Below are 15,280 nucleotides of genomic sequence, written 5' to 3'. Positions count from 1 at the left end.
CGGCCCCGCGCGGTGGGCCGTCAGACGGCCAGGCCCGTGTGGTGGGCGAGGAAGGTGAGCTGGTCGGCCGCGAGCTCGACGGTCTTGCTGACCGCCCGCGCCCCGTGACCCGTCTCGGCCTCGTTGCGCAGCAGAATCGGCCGGTCCGAGGCCTGGGCGTGCTGCAGGGCGGCACACATCTTCCAGGCGTGCAGCGGGTGGACCCGGGTGTCGGACTGGAAGACCGTGAACAGCGTCGCCGGGTAGGAGACGCCCTCACGGACGTGGTGGTAGGGCGAGTAGGCGTTCAGCCAGGCGAACTCCTCGGCCTTCGCGGCGGAGCCGTACTCGACGTTCCACGTCGCGCCCAGGCCGAACAGCTCGTAACGGATCATGTCCAGCAGCGGGGCCGAGCAGACGACCGCGGCGTACAGCTCGGGGCGCTGGGTGAGGGCAGCGCCGACCAGGAGGCCGCCGTTCGAGCCCCCGGAGATGGCCAGCTGCTCCGGGCTGGTGATCCCGGTGGCGATCAGGTGCTCGGCCGCCGAGTGCAGGTCGTCGAAGACGTTCTGCTTGTTGGCGAGCATGCCGGCCCTGTGCCACTCCTCGCCCTGCTCACCACCACCGCGCAGCTGGGCGATGGCGTAGGCGCCGCCCGCCTCGACCCAGGTCAGGATCGACGCCGAGTAGCCCGGGGTCATCGAGATGCCGAAGCCGCCGTAGCCGTACAGGATGGTGGGGCGCGGACCCTCGACGCCCGGCTTGGTGATCACCAGCATGTGGACCTCGGAGCCGTCCACCGAGCGGTAGACCACCTGCTCGGTGTTGACGGCGGGCACCTCGACGGCACCGGGGGAGGCGGCCCACAGGGTGGTCTCCCCGGTGCGTGCGTCGTAGCGCTGGATGCTCGGCGGGGTGGTGTTGTCGGTGTAGACGAACCAGGCCTCGTGACCCCCCTCCGGCCGTTCGGAGATGGCGCCGATCGTGCCCAGCCCCGGCGTCGGCACCCGGCCGACGCGCTCACCCGTCACCAGGTCGTGCACGGAGATCTCGCTGATCGCGTGGCGGGTCCAGCCCGCGAGCATGACCGGGCGGTCAAGGTCGTCGAGGATCGAGAAGTCCGACAGCACGGCCTCGTCGTCCTGCGGGATCAGGTCACGCCAGTGCTCGGGCTGGGGCAGGGCCGGGTCGGCGACGCAGATGCGCGCCCGGGGGGCGTCCAGGTCGGTGAAGACGTAGAGCCTGCCGTCGCGGCCGAAGTGCAGCGCGGTCTGGGCGTCGAGCCCCTCCTGGACGACGACCAGGTCGGGAGAGTCCGGTGCGGAGGCGGCGAGGTCGGCGATCCACAGGTCGTTGCGCGGCGCCGTACCCCTGGAGGCGGAGATCTGCAACCAGCGGCCGTCGCGGGAGACCGCGACACCGTAGTAGTTGGTCTTCTCCATGTCCTTGCCGAAGATCAGCACGTCATCCTCGGTCGAGGTGCCGACCCGGTGCAGGTAGACGCGGCGGTGGAACTGCTCCTCCCCCTCGGGCACCTCGGTCGCGGGCAGCCTGCGCACGTAGTAGAACGCCTTGCCGCCGGGCAACCAGGCGATCGGGGAGTAACGGCACCGGTCGATCGGCCCCTCGACCCGCTCGCCCGAGGCGACGTCGAGCAGGTAGAGGGTGGACTCCTCGTCACCGCCGACCGAGACCTGGTAGGCGAGCAGCCTGCCCTCCTTGTCGGGCTGCCATGAGTCGAGCGTGGTGAGCCCACTCGGGTCGAGCGCCGTCGGGTCGAGCAGCGCGCGCTCGGTTCCGCCGGGGTCGACGGTGTAGAGGACGGCGTGCTCCTGGTCGGGGGTACGCCGCATGAAGAAACGTCGCTCGCCGCGCCAGGCCGGAGCGCCGATCGAGCCCGACCTGAGCAGCTCGGCGACCCGCGCCCTGAGCCGGTCGCGGCCGGTGAGCGCCCCGAGCTCGGCGGAGAGGAGCTTCTCCTGCGCGGCCAGCCACTCCTCGGTCGCCGGACTGCCCGGGTCCTCCAGCCATCGATAGGGGTCGGCGACGGGGACGCCGTGGAGCTCTTCGACGAGGTCGTCACGGCCTGCTGGTGGATATGGCTGTCGGGTCATGGCAGGAACCCTACGACCTCGGGAAGGCTGGTCGAAGCCATTGCGCGAGGGGCGTATTCGATCTTGGGAAGGGCCGTGACGTCGATCTTCGGATCGAGGAGTAAAAACTGGTAATGCGGGCATAAAACGTACCAGGCGTCTCTCCTGTCATTTATGGGTGGCGGAAATGACGATGCAGAAGCCAAACTTGGTGGAGGACGGTGCCGTGGTGACCATCCGCTGGGCCGTCCGGCGGAGGTCCCTGTGACGGAAGCATCCGGGCCCCAGGAGGGGCCGCCAATCGGGGTACGCGCCTGCGTGCCCCCTCAGACTCAGACGAAGCGTCGCGCGGCGGGGAAGGCACGCTGATGCGCCAAGTCCTGCTGCTGAACGCAACCTACGAGCCCCTGACCACCCTCTCCCTGCACCGCGCGGTCGTGCTGGTGCTCAGGGAGAAGGCGGATGTCGTGCACCGCGACGGGCGGGGCGCGGTCGTCCGCTCGGCGACCCGCACGCTCGACGTGCCGTCGGTGATCAGGCTGCGCCGCTACGTGCGCATTCCCTACCGGTCGAGGATTCCGCTGACCAGGACCGCGCTGATGCGCCGGGACGACTACCGGTGCGCCTACTGCGGACAGCGGGCCGAGACCATCGACCACGTGATCCCGCGGTCGAGGGGAGGAACCCACACCTGGGAGAACTGCGTCGCCTCCTGCACGCCGTGCAACCACCGTAAGGCGGATCGCATGCTGGAGGAGCTGGGCTGGACGCTGGACGTCGCCCCCGTGGTCCCACGGGGCGTCCACTGGCGTCTGATCGGCGCGCACAACGTCGGAGACCCCCAGTGGGCGCCCTACCTGGAGGAAAGCGCCGCCTGACGGTCCACGGCGCGATACCCGTTCGCCCCGGCGGAGTCCGTGTCTGCACAATCGGGTGCATGAGATGGACCTTCACCTCCGATCCAGAGGTGTACGCCGGGGCGGCGGAGCAGTGGTTGTTGCGTGAGCCGGTGCGCAACACGATCCAGCTCACGATGCTGCGCGCGCTCCGTGAGGGGCTGTGGAGTGAGGACCCCCTCATGGGATGGGCGGCGGACCCCGGGGGTGAGATCGTGGCCGCGGCCCTGCACGCCCCTCCCCAGCTCCTGATGCTCGCCGACATGCCGGCCGAGGCCGTCCGCGAACTGGCCACCGCACTCATCGAGGCCGAACGTCCCGTCCTCGGCGTCCGGGGCGGCGTCGCCCTCGCCGAGGCGTTCGCCGCGGCCTGGTGGCGCCCGGAGAGGACGCGGCGCTCCGAACGTCTCTACCGCCTGGACACGCTCACCCCGCCGCCTGCCCGCCCTCGGGGCGCCCCTCGTACGGCGGGCACCCAGGACCTCGAACTGCTGGTCGCCTGGGGACAGGCCTTCCAGCGGGAGGCGGGCGGCCATTCGTCCGGCGGTCTCGCGGCCGTGCTCGCCGGGCGGGTCGGCAGGCGGGAGATCCTCCTGTGGGAGGTGGAGGGGCGGCCGGTGGCCTACGCGGGCGCCTCGGTGCCGATCGGGGGCGTTTCGCGGGTCGGCCCGGTCTACACCCCTCCCGGAGAACGCGGCAGGGGGTACGGCACCGCGGTGTCCCATGCCGTCACGGCCAGGGCACGGGAGTGGGGGGCGGCAGAGGTGCTGCTGTTCACCGACCTGTCCAACCCCGTGTCCAACTCGATCTATCGGACGATCGGCTACCGGCCCGTGGCCGACTACGCCTCCATCGTCTTCGGCTGACCGACGGCCGTGTCCTGGGGTGGGGACGAGACGCGCTCGTGACGCCCCGCCCTTTCCGGACGGGCTCGTGCCCTGATCTCCTCACGACCGTACGGCCGTGCCCGTACGGTCTGCGGCTGAGTAACCTGGTGCCATGCCGCGTTACGACTTCCGCTGCCGCGCCTGCGGATCGACCTTCGAGATCTCCCGCCCGATGGCCCGTTCCGGCGAGCCCGCGCTCTGTCCTCAGGGCCACGACGACACCGTCAAGCTGCTGTCCACGGTCGCCGTGACGGGTGGCTCAGGCGTCACGGCGCCCCGCCCGGCCGGTGGCGGCGGTGGCGGGTGCTGTGGGGGCGGTTGCTGCGGCGGCTAGCCGCTTCGCCGCCCACCACGCCGGTGTCGCCGTGGGGCCGTGGGGTCAGGCGGCCTCGCGGCCCCGCTGGACGGCGCGCCTGCCCTGGAAGGGCAGGAAGTCACCGGCCCTGTGCGGGCGGGCGGGGATGAAGGTCGGCTCGGTGGCCACGATCCGGTCGAACCTGAAGGCGCGGATCGCGCCGCGCATGCGGCACATGCCCACGAGATACCAGTAGTCGCGGTGCACCATGCACGTCACGGGATCGACGTCGCGCACCGTCACCCGCCCGGAGACGTCACGGTAGTGGAGCCGGACGACCAGGTGGGAGGTGATGGCGTTGGCGATGGTCCTGGCCCGGTCGGCGACAGGGTCGGGCATCGGCTCGGTCAGGGTAGCCAGGGTGGTGGAGACGACCTCGTCGTCGATCTCCATGTGCTCGAACGCGTGACGCAGGCCGCTGCGGGCGGCGGTTGCCTGCGGGTCGGAGCCCAGATGGGCCAGGGACAGGGCGAGGGCGGCGATCTCGGCGGTCGTCAACGGGCTGCGTGCGGGCTTCATGACGTTGGCCATGGTCACATGGTATGCTCCGCCACCGACAATTTTCGAACTGCCTGTCGGATACAGCGGCCTTCCCTCGGGAGACACGGCCCAGCCGTACCCCCCGAGGAGACGGTCGTCATCGCGACAGCTGGGACAGGTCCCTTGAGGCGCCGGTCGAGGCCGAGGTGGTCAGCGCGGCGTAGGCCTGCAGAGCCGCGCTGACCGGACGGTGCCGGTCACGGGGGCGATAGCCGCCCAGCTCGGCCAGCAGCCGCTCACGCCTGGTCACGAGCTCCTCCTCGGCGACCTTCAGCTCGATAGACCGGCCCGGGATGTCGATCTCCACGATGTCGCCGTCCTCGACCAGGGCGATGGTGCCGCCCTCCGCGGCCTCGGGGGAGGCGTGCCCGATGGACAGCCCGCTCGTGCCGCCGGAGAAACGGCCGTCGGTGATCAGCGCGCAGGCCTTGCCCAGGCCCTTTCCCTTGAGGAAGGAGGTCGGGTAGAGCATCTCCTGCATGCCGGGGCCGCCCTTGGGGCCCTCGTAGCGGATGACCACGACGTCGCCGGGCTTGACCCGGTTGTTCAGGATGCCCTCGACCGCGTCGTCCTGGGACTCGAACACCACGGCGGGCCCGGAGAAGCGCCAGATCTCCTCGTCGACCCCGGCCGTCTTGACGATGCAGCCCTCGGTGGCGATGTTGCCGTACAGGACGGCCAGACCGCCGTCACGGGTGTAGGCGTGCTCGGAGTCGCGCACACAGCCCTCGGACCGGTCGAGGTCGAGGGAGTCCCAGCGGGCCTCCTGCGAGTAGGGCTTGACGGTGCGGACGTTGCCGGGGGCCGCGTGCCACAGCTCGGTCGCCTCGGGCAGGACACCCGCCGAGCAGGGGTCCCAGGCGTCGATGTAGTCGCCGATGGTGCCGCCGTTGACGGTGTGCGTTTCGCGGTGGATCAGGCCCGCCCGGTCGAGCTCGCCGAGGATGGCCGGGATGCCGCCCGCGCGGTGGACGTCCTCGACGTGGTACTTCGCGGTCGCGGGGGCGACCTTGCACAGGCACGGCACCCGCAGCGAGATCTCGTTGATCTCCTTGAGGCCGAAGTCGACGCGAGCCTCGCGGGCCGCGGCCAGGATGTGCAGGATCGTGTTGGTCGAGCCGCCCATGGCCACGTCGAGGGCCATGGCGTTCTCGAACGCCTCCTTGGTGGCGATGCTGCGCGGCAGGACCGACTCGTCGTCCTGCTCGTAGTAACGGCGGGTGATCTCGACCAGCTGCCGACCGGCGTCCTGGTAGAGCTTCTTGCGCGCCTTGTGGGTGGCCAGAATCGTGCCGTTGCCGGGCAGTGCCAGGCCGATGGCCTCGGTGAGGCAGTTCATCGAGTTGGCGGTGAACATCCCGCTGCACGAACCGCAGGTCGGGCAGGCGTTCTCCTCCATCTCCAGCAGTTCGGCGTCGGAGACGGCGTCGTCGGCGGAGGCGATCATCGGGTCGATCAGGTCGAGCTTGCGGCCCGGGGTCTTGCCGGCCTCCATCGGCCCACCGGAGACGAAGACCGTGGGGATGTTGAGCCTGAAGGCGGCCAGGAGCATGCCCGGGGTGATCTTGTCGCAGTTGGAGACGCAGATCAGCGCGTCGGCGCAGTGCGCGTTGACCATGTACTCGACGGCGTCGGCGATCAGCTCGCGGCTGGGCAGCGAGTAGAGCATGCCGCCGTGGCCCATCGCGATGCCGTCGTCGACCGCGATGGTGTTGAACTCACGCGGGATCGCGCCCGCCTCCCTGATCGCGCCCGCGACCACGTCGCCGACCTCGCGCAGGTGGACGTGGCCCGGGACGAACTGGGTGAAGCTGTTGGCCACCGCGATGATGGGTTTGCCGAAGTCGCCCCCGGCTACGCCCGTCGCCCGGAGCAGGGCCCGGGCACCGGCCATGTTCCTGCCGTGCGTGACCGTACGAGACCTGAGGGCGGGCATGAGGCTTCTCCCATCATCGAAACCGTGTCCTCAAATGGTACGGCCATCGCCCGGTGCGTGAGACGGGCGTCCACGGCGCGAGACACGAACCCCGGGACCTCGGCAGGGAGGAGTCCCGGGGTGCGTGGAGGAACGGTGAGAAGGGGTCAGGGCTCGGGGTAACGGGCGGGCAGGACCCGCTCGGCGGCCTCGTAGATCTCGTCGATCTCGGCGTCGGTGAGCGACCGCTCGCGCTTGGTGATCCACTTACGGACACGGCCGCCGTCGAAGACGTCCACATCACGCACCGTGAGGACCTTCCACGGGATCGCCGGGCCGTAGATCGCGAGGGAGGGAATGATCGTCACCTCGTGGCCGAGCGCCTCGCCGATCAGTTCGGAGGCTCTGGAGGCCTCCCAGCGCGCCTCGTCGAGACGGGGCTTCTGGTTGAAGGGGCCGTGGAACAGCTTGCGGTGCGACTGGACGCGGACCGGAAGGCGCTTGTCCCATTTCTCCGAGTCGACGGCGTAGACCCCCGTCGGGCCGACCACCAGGTGGTCGATCTGGGCCTCGCTCTCGGGGATCGCGCGGGCGTGCAGGCTTCGGTAGCCGCCCCGCTCCATCCTCTTGAGCTGCGCCTCGGTCTGACGCTCCGCGACCGAGCCGCGGCGCCAGGCGGGCACGGTCGAGTGGGTGCGGGCCCGCAGTACGGTGTCGACGATCGCGCCGATGATCGCGCAGGTGACGCCCAGCCGTATGTCGGAGAAGAGGATGCCTCCGACGACGCCCGAGGCGACCGCGACCAGGACACGTCGTCTGAGATGGCCGTAGCGGGGGTCGTCGAGCAGGACGCGCAGCGAGGTGCGCTCGACGGGCGCGTACTCGGACGCGGGTGTGGCGGGTCGAGACGGCGGCCTGTCGTCGGCCGTGCGGTCGCCGACCCAAATGGGTGACGTAGTGTTACCGTCTTCTGGTGCCTGACCGGAATCCACGTGACTCACCGTAGCTGACGCCTATGTGGGTGCCTAGTATTGCGTTTCTCATACTTTTGTGGCCTTCGCCTTTCGCATGACGTTTATCCGAACCGGGTATGTCTGTTGTTTCTCTCTAGAGAACCCAGGTCGTTCGCGAGAAGGCGTCGCCCGCTACGTGATCTTACCGTTCCCGGCGTTCCCGGGCCCGGGGAACGCCGGAAGCCGCAGGTCGTCACCTGGACGCCATGTGAGGGCCGTGAGCGGCGAGGTCACGGACAGGACTCGACGGGTCGGCGGCGTGGATCTACCGTGGACCTGTGGACACGATCCAGGTCATGGAGCTCCTGTTCGGTGCCTCCGGCGGCCTGTTCCTGATCATCAGTGCCTTTGTCCTGCTTCCCGGCAGGATGCGCGCGAGCGCGATCAGGGGCACCTCGGCGGCCGCGGTGTGGTTCGGCGGTCCGTTCCGCAGCGAGCGGGAGGCGCTCTCCTCGGGCCAGGTCCTGGTCGACCCCGTGCCGTCTGCGAACCTCGCCCCCGAAGTCGACTGGGTGGCCCTGGCCCGGGTCTCCGAGCCGGGCAGACGGGTCGGAGGGGCTTCTGCGGCATGGTGAGGACGCGGCATGGTGAGGAAACAGTGAGGACATGCTGACGGTCGGTGGCCTCACCTCGACGCAGGCCCGTGACATCCGGCAGGCGATGCGCGTGGCGGAGCGCCGCAGCGGCCTGCGCTTCGCCGTCTACCTCGGCCCCGCGCTCGGGCCGCGCCGCCACTTCTCCGAACGGCTGCACGCCGCGCTGGGGGAGGAGGCGGACACGGCCGTGCTCGTGTTCGTCGACCCCGACGCCAGGGCGGTCGAGGTGGTCACCGGTCCCGTCGCCAGGCTGAGACTGGGCGACGGTGAGTGCCGCGTCGCCGCGGTCTCGATGGCGACGGCCTTCGGTGGCGGCAACCTCGTCGGCGGACTTGTCACAGGAATGTGGATGCTCGCCGATCTGGCTTCCCGGCGCAGGTGAGTTCTCGGATAATGCGGGCGTGCTGAAGATCGGGCGTGATTCCCAAGGCGTCCCACGGGAGGGCGAGGTGGCCCAGGAGAGGGACGAGGTGCTCTCCTATCTCGACGAGGTCCTGGCGGAGGTGCGCGCGGACAACCGAGGGCAGAACAGGAAGGCGGTCGCTCTGCTGGTCGCGGCCGTCCTCGCCGCGGTCGTCGCGGGGATGCTGAAACCGGGAGTCCTGCCCGGCCAGGTGGAGTGGCTGTGGTGGACGGGAGCGTTCTTCTGCACGATGGGCGCGGTGATGCTCGTCGGCGCGTTGCATCCGCTCAGCTCGGGACTCGCGGGCAGGAGCATCGAGCGCCGCCGTTCGTACGCGGGCCGTCTGCACACCTGGAGCCCGCCCGTCCGGCAGGAGGACGAGGACCGGACGCGGAGCGGCAGCAGGTCGCGCGGAGCCTTCTCCGACGAGGCCCTCGCCGAGCTGTGGGCGAGACTGGGCGGCCAGGACACCCGGGCCGGCGCCGACGACCTGGTGCTGCGGATCAGGAGGCTCGGCGCCGTGGCGCAGGCCAAGGACCGCTACATCCGCAGAGGGATGCTCCTGTTCCTCGTGGCCGCGGCCTGCTGCCTGTTCGCCGTCGCCGTCGGCCAGGCCATCCTGGGCGCCTGAGGGCCTTCAGGAGCGCAGGAGCCGTACCAGGTGGGTGCTGATGTCCGACAGGAGCGTCGAGGGCGTCGTCGGAGCGGTGGCGATCGCGGAGAACAGACTGGGCAGGCCCGCGAGCGGGAAGCCGTCGTCCTCCGTCGCGGCGTTGCCGATCTCGTTCTTGGCCAGGATCGTACGGCTGCGCTCCCAGGCGTCGAGCACCTCCTCGGGAGAGGGAACGCCGAACCCGTGACCGACGGGGGCGGCGTGGCGCAGCCGTACGAGGGGGGTGTCGGCGAAGGTCAGCGCGACCCTCGCCCGCGTGGACAGGTCATCGCGGCGGGAGGGCTCGATCCATTCCATCGCGGAGCACGGGGTGCGGCAGGTCGCGACACAGGTGGCGAGCGCGCCCGCGACCTGGCTGTGCTGGCGGTCGAAGTAGGCCCGCCAGCCCTCCCCCGGCTCCCCGGCGACCCGCAGGGTCCGGTTGGCCGCCGACTGCTCGGCCTTGGTGTGGTCGCACTCGCGTTCGCCGATGACCCCGAAACGACTGCCCGGCGCGGCCAGCCCGGGCGGCCAGCGAGCCGGGTCGCCGGCGTTGCCGAGCACCGGTTCGAAGGCGAGCAGCGGGAGATACTCGCTGGCGATGTGCAGCGCGGCGACCATCGGGCTCAGTTCACGCCTGTGCCACCGGATCGCGATCACTTCGAGCAGCAGCGCGTAGGCCGGGCGCAGTGACTCAAGCGCTCCGCGCGGCTGCTCCTTCGGTGTCTGCGGCATGGTGCACGCCCGTGCCCGCCGCCTCAGGTCCGCGGGCACGGACCGCGCCTCGGCGGCGAAGTCCTCCGCGTCCAGCGACATGAGCCGCTGCCCGAACTCGCACACCGCCTCGATCTCGTCCGCCCCGGCCACGACGTCCGCCGCGAGTGCCCCGACGTCGGCGAAGGCGTACCTCCGGGCCAGGGATACGAGCAGATCACGGGCCGATTCCACTTGATCACCCTTTCACGGTCGGTGAACGACGGCGATGTCGTACTGCGCAAAATATGGCTTTTCGGCGTCCTCCCAGGAAGTGCCTATTCTTATCATCGTTTGGCGGCCGACCAGACCACGGGGCAGTGACCGGGAACCCGTCAGGGGCAGATAGGCCCTGAGATAGAGGCCGACCCTGGCGACGTGCTCACGCCACCGCGCGGGCACCCCTCCAGCCTGCCGTACGGCATCGGACGAGCTGCGGTAGAGACCGGCCAGATTCAGCGCGGGGTCGCCGGGCACGTCCCGTATCCGGGGGCCGAGCGTGCACAGGAACCTGCCGATCGCGGGGATGGCGATCTCCGGGTCCATCGCCCCGGCCAGGGGCGATCGCGAGTAGTTCGGCGGCAGGTAGGCGGCCAGGACGTCGGGTGTCCAGCGGGCGATGCCGTACTCGCCGGCGGTGGCGTCGGCCAGGCCACGGTCGAAGCCGCTCTCCGCCTTGAGCATCGCGGCGACGAGCGCGGGGCTGAGGCCGGGGACACCGGTGCACCAGGTGCCCGCCTCGACGATGGCCGCGCGGTAACGCCCCGGGAGGTCGGCGTCCGGCCGCAGCCACCGTCCGTAGTCCTGGTCGTCCCCGGTCAGGGCCAGCGCGACACCTCCGGCCACGGCGGCCGCGGCCAGGGCGAGCGCGACCGGTGGGCGCCACCCCGGCCTGAAGGGGACACGTCGTGCGCGTTCCCGCACCCGTGTGCCGTCCGCGGTCTCGCCGCCCGGGGAGGAGGCCTCCTCACGGGCGGCCCGGGCCAGCGCCGCGGCGAAGGAACGGACGTTCGGCCACCGCTGCGCGCGGTCGTCGGCGAGTCCCCGGGCGACGACGTCGCCGACGGGGCCGGGGAAGGAGCCCGCCATCGCGCCGGGCGGCCCGCCGGTGAACAGGTGGTGGGCCACCGCGGCCAGGCCGTACACGTCGGCGCGTTCGTCGGGGAGGGAGCCGGGCCGCAGCTGCTCGGGCGCCATGTAGCCGGGGGTGCCGCCGCCGACCGTGAGCCCGGAGGTCTGGGCGAGCTCACCCGCGATGCCGAGGTCGGCGACGAGCAGCCGCTCCCCGCCGGCGGGCAGGGAGCGGACCAGGATGTTGGCGGGCTTGAGGTCACGGTGGACGATGCCGTTGTCGTGCAGCGCGGCCACCCCCGCGGCGATCTGGAGCACCTGTTCGACCGCCTCCGCCCACGGCACGGGGCCGACGGCCAGGCGGTCGCGCAGGGTGCCGCGGTCGGCGTAGCCCATGACGAAGAACGGCCGTCCGTCGGGCAGCGCGCCGACGTCGTGGACCTGCACCACGTGAGGGGAGTCGGCCCTGCGGATCATCCGGGCCTCCTGGGTGAAGCGCCTGCGTATCCGCCGGTGGTCGGCCCAGTGGGCGGCCAGCACCTTCACCGCGACGGGAGCGCTCAGGTCGTCGTCATGCGCGAGCCACACCGTGGCGAACGCGCCTTGGCCGAGAAACCGCTCCACGCGGTAGCGGCCGATGGTCGGGGGGACTTCCATGCACTCATCGTTACCATGTCATGACCGTGTGTCAGCGCATCTCGCGGCGCGGCTCGCGGTCCCGTTTTCCTCCCCTTTCCTCTGCGGAGGGTCACCGGGTACGCGAGGATCGTCACCGTGAGTATCCGTAAGCTTTCAGGAATCCTCGTCCAGAGGGGGGAGCAGGTGCTGGAGCTCGCTCCCGGCGAGCATGTCACCTTCGGCAGGGGAGCGGTCGACCTGGTGCTGCCCGACCTTTCCGTCTCCCGGCTCGCCGGACGGATCGACGCGGTTGACGACTACTGGACGATCTCCAACCTGAGCCGCCGCTCCACCTACGTGGTGGACACCCCGGAGGGGGACGGTGAGTTCGTCAGGGTGCCCGCGGGGCGGATGCGCGCCCCGATCCCCTTCGAGCTGGGCAGGGTACGGCTGTCCGGGGACCCGTCAGGAGGTATGGCGTCGTTCCTGGTGTTCGCCCCCGAACACGTCCTTCTCCGCCCCGACGCCCCCAGACGCGAGCGGGAGACGGCGCAGACCGTTCCGCTGGACGCCACCGCGACCTACTTCCTGATCCTGGTCGCCCTCTGTGAACCACGGCTGCGCGATCCGCTCTGCGGCGTCGTCCCGACCATTCCGGAGATCATCATCCGGCTGGCCCACCTCGGGCTGGGCCGTTCTGCGGTCAACTTTCACATCGACTATCTCGCCAGGGTGAAGCTCCAGGTGAGGATGCCGGAGCGGCCGGTGAGGCCCGACTGGCGACGCGTCGCGCTGGTGTCCCTCGCGCTGCGGCACGACCTGGTGACGACCGAGCACCTGGCGTTGCTCGAAACGCGAAGCCACATCCTGCCCTGACACCTGACGCCCCTCATCGAACGAGGACGAGGGGCGTCAGGTCGTCACGCGGAACCCGGTCGCTCAGGCCGCGGAGGCGTCCTTCGCCTGGGCGCGCAGGGCACGGCTGATGCCGTCGGCGCCCTCAAGCAGCAGCCGTCGCAGTGCCTGCGGAGGCTGGCTCTCCGAGATCAGGTCCTGGGTCCTGGCCACCGTCTCCGGTGAGATCGCCAGGATGGGGTAGCAGCCGTTGGCGAAGTTCTGGGCGCTGTCGGAGGTCCAGGACTTCCAGATCCCGCCGATCTCCTCGAAGTAGCGCTCCGCGTACGGGTCGAGCAGGTCCGGGTGGCGTGGGTCCACGAAGCCCAGGATCGTCGAACGCAGCAGGGCGCCGCTCAGCCCGCCCTCGGTGATGGCGGCCCACGCGGCGGCCTTGCCCTCGGGCGTCGGGATCGCGGCCCTGGCCAGCGCCGCGGAGCGCTCACCGGTCGCGGTCGCGTCACGCTGCAGCTCCCGCGCGATGTCCTCCTCGCCGAGGACGCCTGCGGACACCAGGGCCTGGACCAGCGTCCAGCGCAGGTCGGCGTCCACGGTCAGCCCTTCGAGGGTGGCCGAGCCGTCGAGCAGGCCCTTCAGGAAGGCCAGGTCCTCCTCGTTGGAGGCGACGGCCGACAGGGCGTTGACGTAGGCGAGCTGGTGGTCGGAGCCGGGCTCGGCGGAGGCGACGAGCGAGCGCAGGCGCGCGGCCAGCGACGCCAGGCCCTCCTCACGCCAGGACGGGTCGGCGTACTGCTGGACGGCCAGGCGCGCCTGGCGCAGCACCGTCTGGGCGACGGTGATGTCCTTGACCGACTCGATGCCCGAGTTCACCAGCGCGACGTAGTCGCGGGTGGACATCTCGGCGTCACGGGTCATGTCCCACGCCGCCGACCAGCACAGGGCGCGCGGCAGCGACTCGGTGAACCTGGCGATGCCGCCGTCGACCAGGGTCTGCAGCGAACGCCCGTCGAGCCTGACCTTCGCGTAGGTCAGGTCGTCGTCGTTGATCAGGACCAGGTCCGGCTGGAGCTCACCGACCAGCTCGGCGACCGCGGTGCGGGCGCCGACCACGTCGAGCTCGACCCGCCGGGTGCGGACCAGGGCGCCCTCCCGCAGGGAGTACAGGCCGATGGCGACGCGGTGCGAACGCAGCGTCGGGTAGTCGGCCGGGGCCTCCTGCAGCACGTCGAACTCCAGGAAACGCCCCTCGGCGTCGGTGGTGAACGACGGACGCAGCGTGTTGACCCAGGAGGTCTCCAGCCACTCCTTCGACCAGGAGGACAGGTCGCGCCCCGAGGTGCGCTCAAGCGCGCCGAGCAGGTCGGCGAGCGTCGTGTTGCCCCAGGCGTGCTCGTTGAAGTAGTCGCGGACACCGGCCAGGAAGTTGTCCAGGCCCACGTAGGCGACGAGCTGCTTGAGCACCGAGGCGCCCTTGGCGTAGGTGATGCCGTCGAAGTTGACCTCGACGGCGTGCATGTCGACGATGTCGGCGGCGATCGGGTGCGTCGAGGGCAGCTGGTCCTGGCGGTAGGCCCAGGCCTTCTCCACGTTGGCGAACGTCGTCCAGGCGCCCTGGCCCCAGCGGGTCGCCTCCGCCTGGCACAGTACCGAGGCGTAGGTGGCGAACGACTCGTTCAGCCACAGGTCGTCCCACCAGCGCATGGTCACCAGGTCGCCGAACCACATGTGCGCCATCTCGTGCAGGATCGTCTCCGCACGGCGCTCGATGATCGCGTCGGTGACGCGCGAGCGGAAGACGTAGTCCTCAAGGAAGGTCACGCAGCCCGCGTTCTCCATAGCGCCCGCGTTGAACTCCGGTACGAACAGCTGGTCGTACTTGCCGAAGGGGTAGCGGATGCCGAAGACCCGGTGGAAGAAGTCGAAGCCCTGCCTGGTGACCTCGAAGAGGTTGTCGGCGTCGAGGTGCTCGGCGAGCGAGGCCCGGCAGTACAGGCCGAGCGGGATGCCGTCGTGCTCGGAGGTCACCTTGTGGTACGGCCCGGCGCACAGCGCGGTGATGTAGGTGGAGATCGCCGGGGTCGGCGGGAAGTGCCAGCGCCTGGCGGCCTGGAGTGTGCCGTGACGGCCGCTGTGCTCCTGGAGCTCCTCGGCCGACTCGGGCGCCGCGTTGGAGATCACCTCCCAGGAGGAGGGGGCGAGCACGGTCAGCTCGAAGGTGGCCTTGAGGTCCGGCTGGTCGAAGCAGGCGTACATCCGGTGTGCGTCGGCCGTCTCGAACTGGCTGTGCAGGTAGACGCTGTCGTCGACCGGGTCGACGAAGCGGTGCAGGCCCTCCCCGGTGCGCATGTAGGAGCAGTCGGCGTCGACGCGCAGCTCGTTGCTCTCGGCCAGGTTCGGCAGCGGCAGCCGTCCGGTCTCCGGGTCGTAGGTGTCCACGTCGAGCTCGACGCCGTTCAGCACGGCCTTCCTGACCTTGGCCCCCGCCAGGTCGATGAAGGTTTCCGCGCCGGGACGGGTGCCGGTGAAGCGAACCGTGGTGATACTTTCGAAGCGTTCGTCTCCCTCGGTCAGATCGAGCTCCACGACATACGACTGCACGCTGATCAGCCGTGCGCGCTCCCGCGCCTCGTCACGGGTCAGATTGCCTGCCACTA

The 15,280-nt window shown here is 70.5% G+C and carries 14 protein-coding genes; 7 read left to right on the top strand and 7 right to left on the bottom strand.

What is annotated here, in order from left to right; translation table 11 throughout:
• Positions 1 to 20 precede the first annotated feature (20 nt).
• On the bottom strand, positions 21 to 2,093 hold the full coding sequence (locus ABZ470_RS00220) for a prolyl oligopeptidase family serine peptidase (protein ID WP_362908960.1): 2,073 nt from the start codon (positions 2,091 to 2,093) through the stop codon (positions 21 to 23).
• Between the two features lie 347 nt (positions 2,094 to 2,440).
• Here ABZ470_RS00220 and ABZ470_RS00215 point away from each other — a divergent pair, with 347 nt between their 5' ends.
• The 3 genes from ABZ470_RS00215 (at position 2,441) to ABZ470_RS00205 (ending at position 4,189) form a co-directional block, all read left to right on the top strand.
• On the top strand, positions 2,441 to 2,950 hold the full coding sequence (locus ABZ470_RS00215; protein WP_352010685.1) for an HNH endonuclease: 510 nt from the start codon (positions 2,441 to 2,443) through the stop codon (positions 2,948 to 2,950).
• Positions 2,951 to 3,009: 59 nt separating this feature from the next.
• Positions 3,010 to 3,834: a GNAT family N-acetyltransferase gene (locus ABZ470_RS00210; RefSeq protein ID WP_362908958.1), complete on the top strand. Its 825-nt coding sequence runs from the start codon at positions 3,010 to 3,012 to the stop codon at positions 3,832 to 3,834.
• A 133-nt stretch (positions 3,835 to 3,967) separates the two neighbouring features.
• A complete protein-coding gene (locus tag ABZ470_RS00205; protein ID WP_352010687.1) occupies positions 3,968 to 4,189 on the top strand; it encodes a zinc ribbon domain-containing protein in 222 nt (73 codons plus the stop codon).
• Positions 4,190 to 4,234: 45 nt separating this feature from the next.
• On the opposite strand, the gene ABZ470_RS00200 is transcribed toward ABZ470_RS00205, so the two are convergent.
• The 3 genes from ABZ470_RS00200 to ABZ470_RS00190 all read right to left on the bottom strand — a co-directional run bounded on the left by ABZ470_RS00200 (position 4,235) and on the right by ABZ470_RS00190 (position 7,657).
• A complete protein-coding gene (locus ABZ470_RS00200) occupies positions 4,235 to 4,741 on the bottom strand; it encodes a WYL domain-containing protein (protein ID WP_352010688.1) in 507 nt (168 codons plus the stop codon).
• A 106-nt stretch (positions 4,742 to 4,847) separates the two neighbouring features.
• Positions 4,848 to 6,686, bottom strand: a complete 1,839-nt coding sequence (gene ilvD, locus ABZ470_RS00195) for a dihydroxy-acid dehydratase (protein WP_362908956.1) — start codon at positions 6,684 to 6,686, stop codon at positions 4,848 to 4,850.
• A gap of 146 nt (positions 6,687 to 6,832) precedes the next feature.
• Positions 6,833 to 7,657, bottom strand: a complete 825-nt coding sequence (locus ABZ470_RS00190; RefSeq protein ID WP_352010690.1) for a nuclease-related domain-containing protein — start codon at positions 7,655 to 7,657, stop codon at positions 6,833 to 6,835.
• Positions 7,658 to 7,956: 299 nt separating this feature from the next.
• Here ABZ470_RS00190 and ABZ470_RS00185 point away from each other — a divergent pair, with 299 nt between their 5' ends.
• From ABZ470_RS00185 to ABZ470_RS00175, 3 genes are read left to right on the top strand one after another with little or no spacing between them, the layout of a single operon-like run.
• Complete coding sequence (locus ABZ470_RS00185; RefSeq protein WP_352010691.1) at positions 7,957 to 8,253, top strand: hypothetical protein; 297 nt, start codon at positions 7,957 to 7,959, stop codon at positions 8,251 to 8,253.
• A 31-nt stretch (positions 8,254 to 8,284) separates the two neighbouring features.
• The gene (locus ABZ470_RS00180; RefSeq protein ID WP_352010692.1) at positions 8,285 to 8,656 is read left to right on the top strand and encodes a DUF5130 family protein; all 372 of its coding nucleotides are present in this window, start codon (positions 8,285 to 8,287) and stop codon (positions 8,654 to 8,656) included.
• 19 nt (positions 8,657 to 8,675) lie between these two features.
• Positions 8,676 to 9,308: a hypothetical protein gene (locus ABZ470_RS00175; RefSeq protein ID WP_362908954.1), complete on the top strand. Its 633-nt coding sequence runs from the start codon at positions 8,676 to 8,678 to the stop codon at positions 9,306 to 9,308.
• A 6-nt stretch (positions 9,309 to 9,314) separates the two neighbouring features.
• Here the strand turns inward: ABZ470_RS00175 and ABZ470_RS00170 are convergent, their stop codons facing one another.
• Both ABZ470_RS00170 and ABZ470_RS00165 read right to left on the bottom strand, forming a co-directional pair.
• Positions 9,315 to 10,277: a hypothetical protein gene (locus ABZ470_RS00170; protein ID WP_362908952.1), complete on the bottom strand. Its 963-nt coding sequence runs from the start codon at positions 10,275 to 10,277 to the stop codon at positions 9,315 to 9,317.
• Positions 10,278 to 10,289: 12 nt separating this feature from the next.
• Positions 10,290 to 11,810, bottom strand: coding sequence for a serine/threonine-protein kinase (locus ABZ470_RS00165; RefSeq protein WP_362908950.1), 1,521 nt, complete (start codon positions 11,808 to 11,810; stop codon positions 10,290 to 10,292).
• Between the two features lie 117 nt (positions 11,811 to 11,927).
• On the opposite strand from ABZ470_RS00165, the gene ABZ470_RS00160 reads away from it, so the two are divergent.
• Entirely contained in the window at positions 11,928 to 12,647 is a 720-nt protein-coding gene (locus ABZ470_RS00160) for a winged helix-turn-helix domain-containing protein (RefSeq protein ID WP_352010696.1), read from the top strand.
• A gap of 63 nt (positions 12,648 to 12,710) precedes the next feature.
• Here ABZ470_RS00160 and pepN read toward each other — a convergent pair whose 3' ends face one another.
• Positions 12,711 to 15,278: an aminopeptidase N gene (pepN, locus tag ABZ470_RS00155; protein ID WP_352010697.1), complete on the bottom strand. Its 2,568-nt coding sequence runs from the start codon at positions 15,276 to 15,278 to the stop codon at positions 12,711 to 12,713.
• Positions 15,279 to 15,280 lie beyond the last annotated feature (2 nt).

The organism is Streptosporangium sp. NPDC020072 (genome assembly GCF_040631445.1).
In the GTDB taxonomy this organism is placed as follows: Bacteria; Actinomycetota; Actinomycetes; order Streptosporangiales; family Streptosporangiaceae; genus Streptosporangium.
This window is presented reverse-complemented; position numbering and strand designations above follow the sequence as displayed.

Bases quoted from the DNA above. Each gene is read 5' to 3' on its own strand.
- ABZ470_RS00220 (WP_362908960.1), bottom strand. From the start codon at position 2,093: ATGACCCGACAGCCATATCCACCAGCAGGCCGTGACGACCTCGTCGAA.
- ABZ470_RS00215 (WP_352010685.1), top strand. From the start codon at position 2,441: ATGCGCCAAGTCCTGCTGCTGAACGCAACCTACGAGCCCCTGACCACC.
- ABZ470_RS00210 (WP_362908958.1), top strand. From the start codon at position 3,010: ATGAGATGGACCTTCACCTCCGATCCAGAGGTGTACGCCGGGGCGGCG.
- ABZ470_RS00205 (WP_352010687.1), top strand. From the start codon at position 3,968: ATGCCGCGTTACGACTTCCGCTGCCGCGCCTGCGGATCGACCTTCGAG.
- ABZ470_RS00200 (WP_352010688.1), bottom strand. From the start codon at position 4,741: ATGGCCAACGTCATGAAGCCCGCACGCAGCCCGTTGACGACCGCCGAG.
- ilvD (WP_362908956.1), bottom strand. From the start codon at position 6,686: ATGCCCGCCCTCAGGTCTCGTACGGTCACGCACGGCAGGAACATGGCC.
- ABZ470_RS00180 (WP_352010692.1), top strand. From the start codon at position 8,285: ATGCTGACGGTCGGTGGCCTCACCTCGACGCAGGCCCGTGACATCCGG.
- ABZ470_RS00165 (WP_362908950.1), bottom strand. From the start codon at position 11,810: ATGGAAGTCCCCCCGACCATCGGCCGCTACCGCGTGGAGCGGTTTCTC.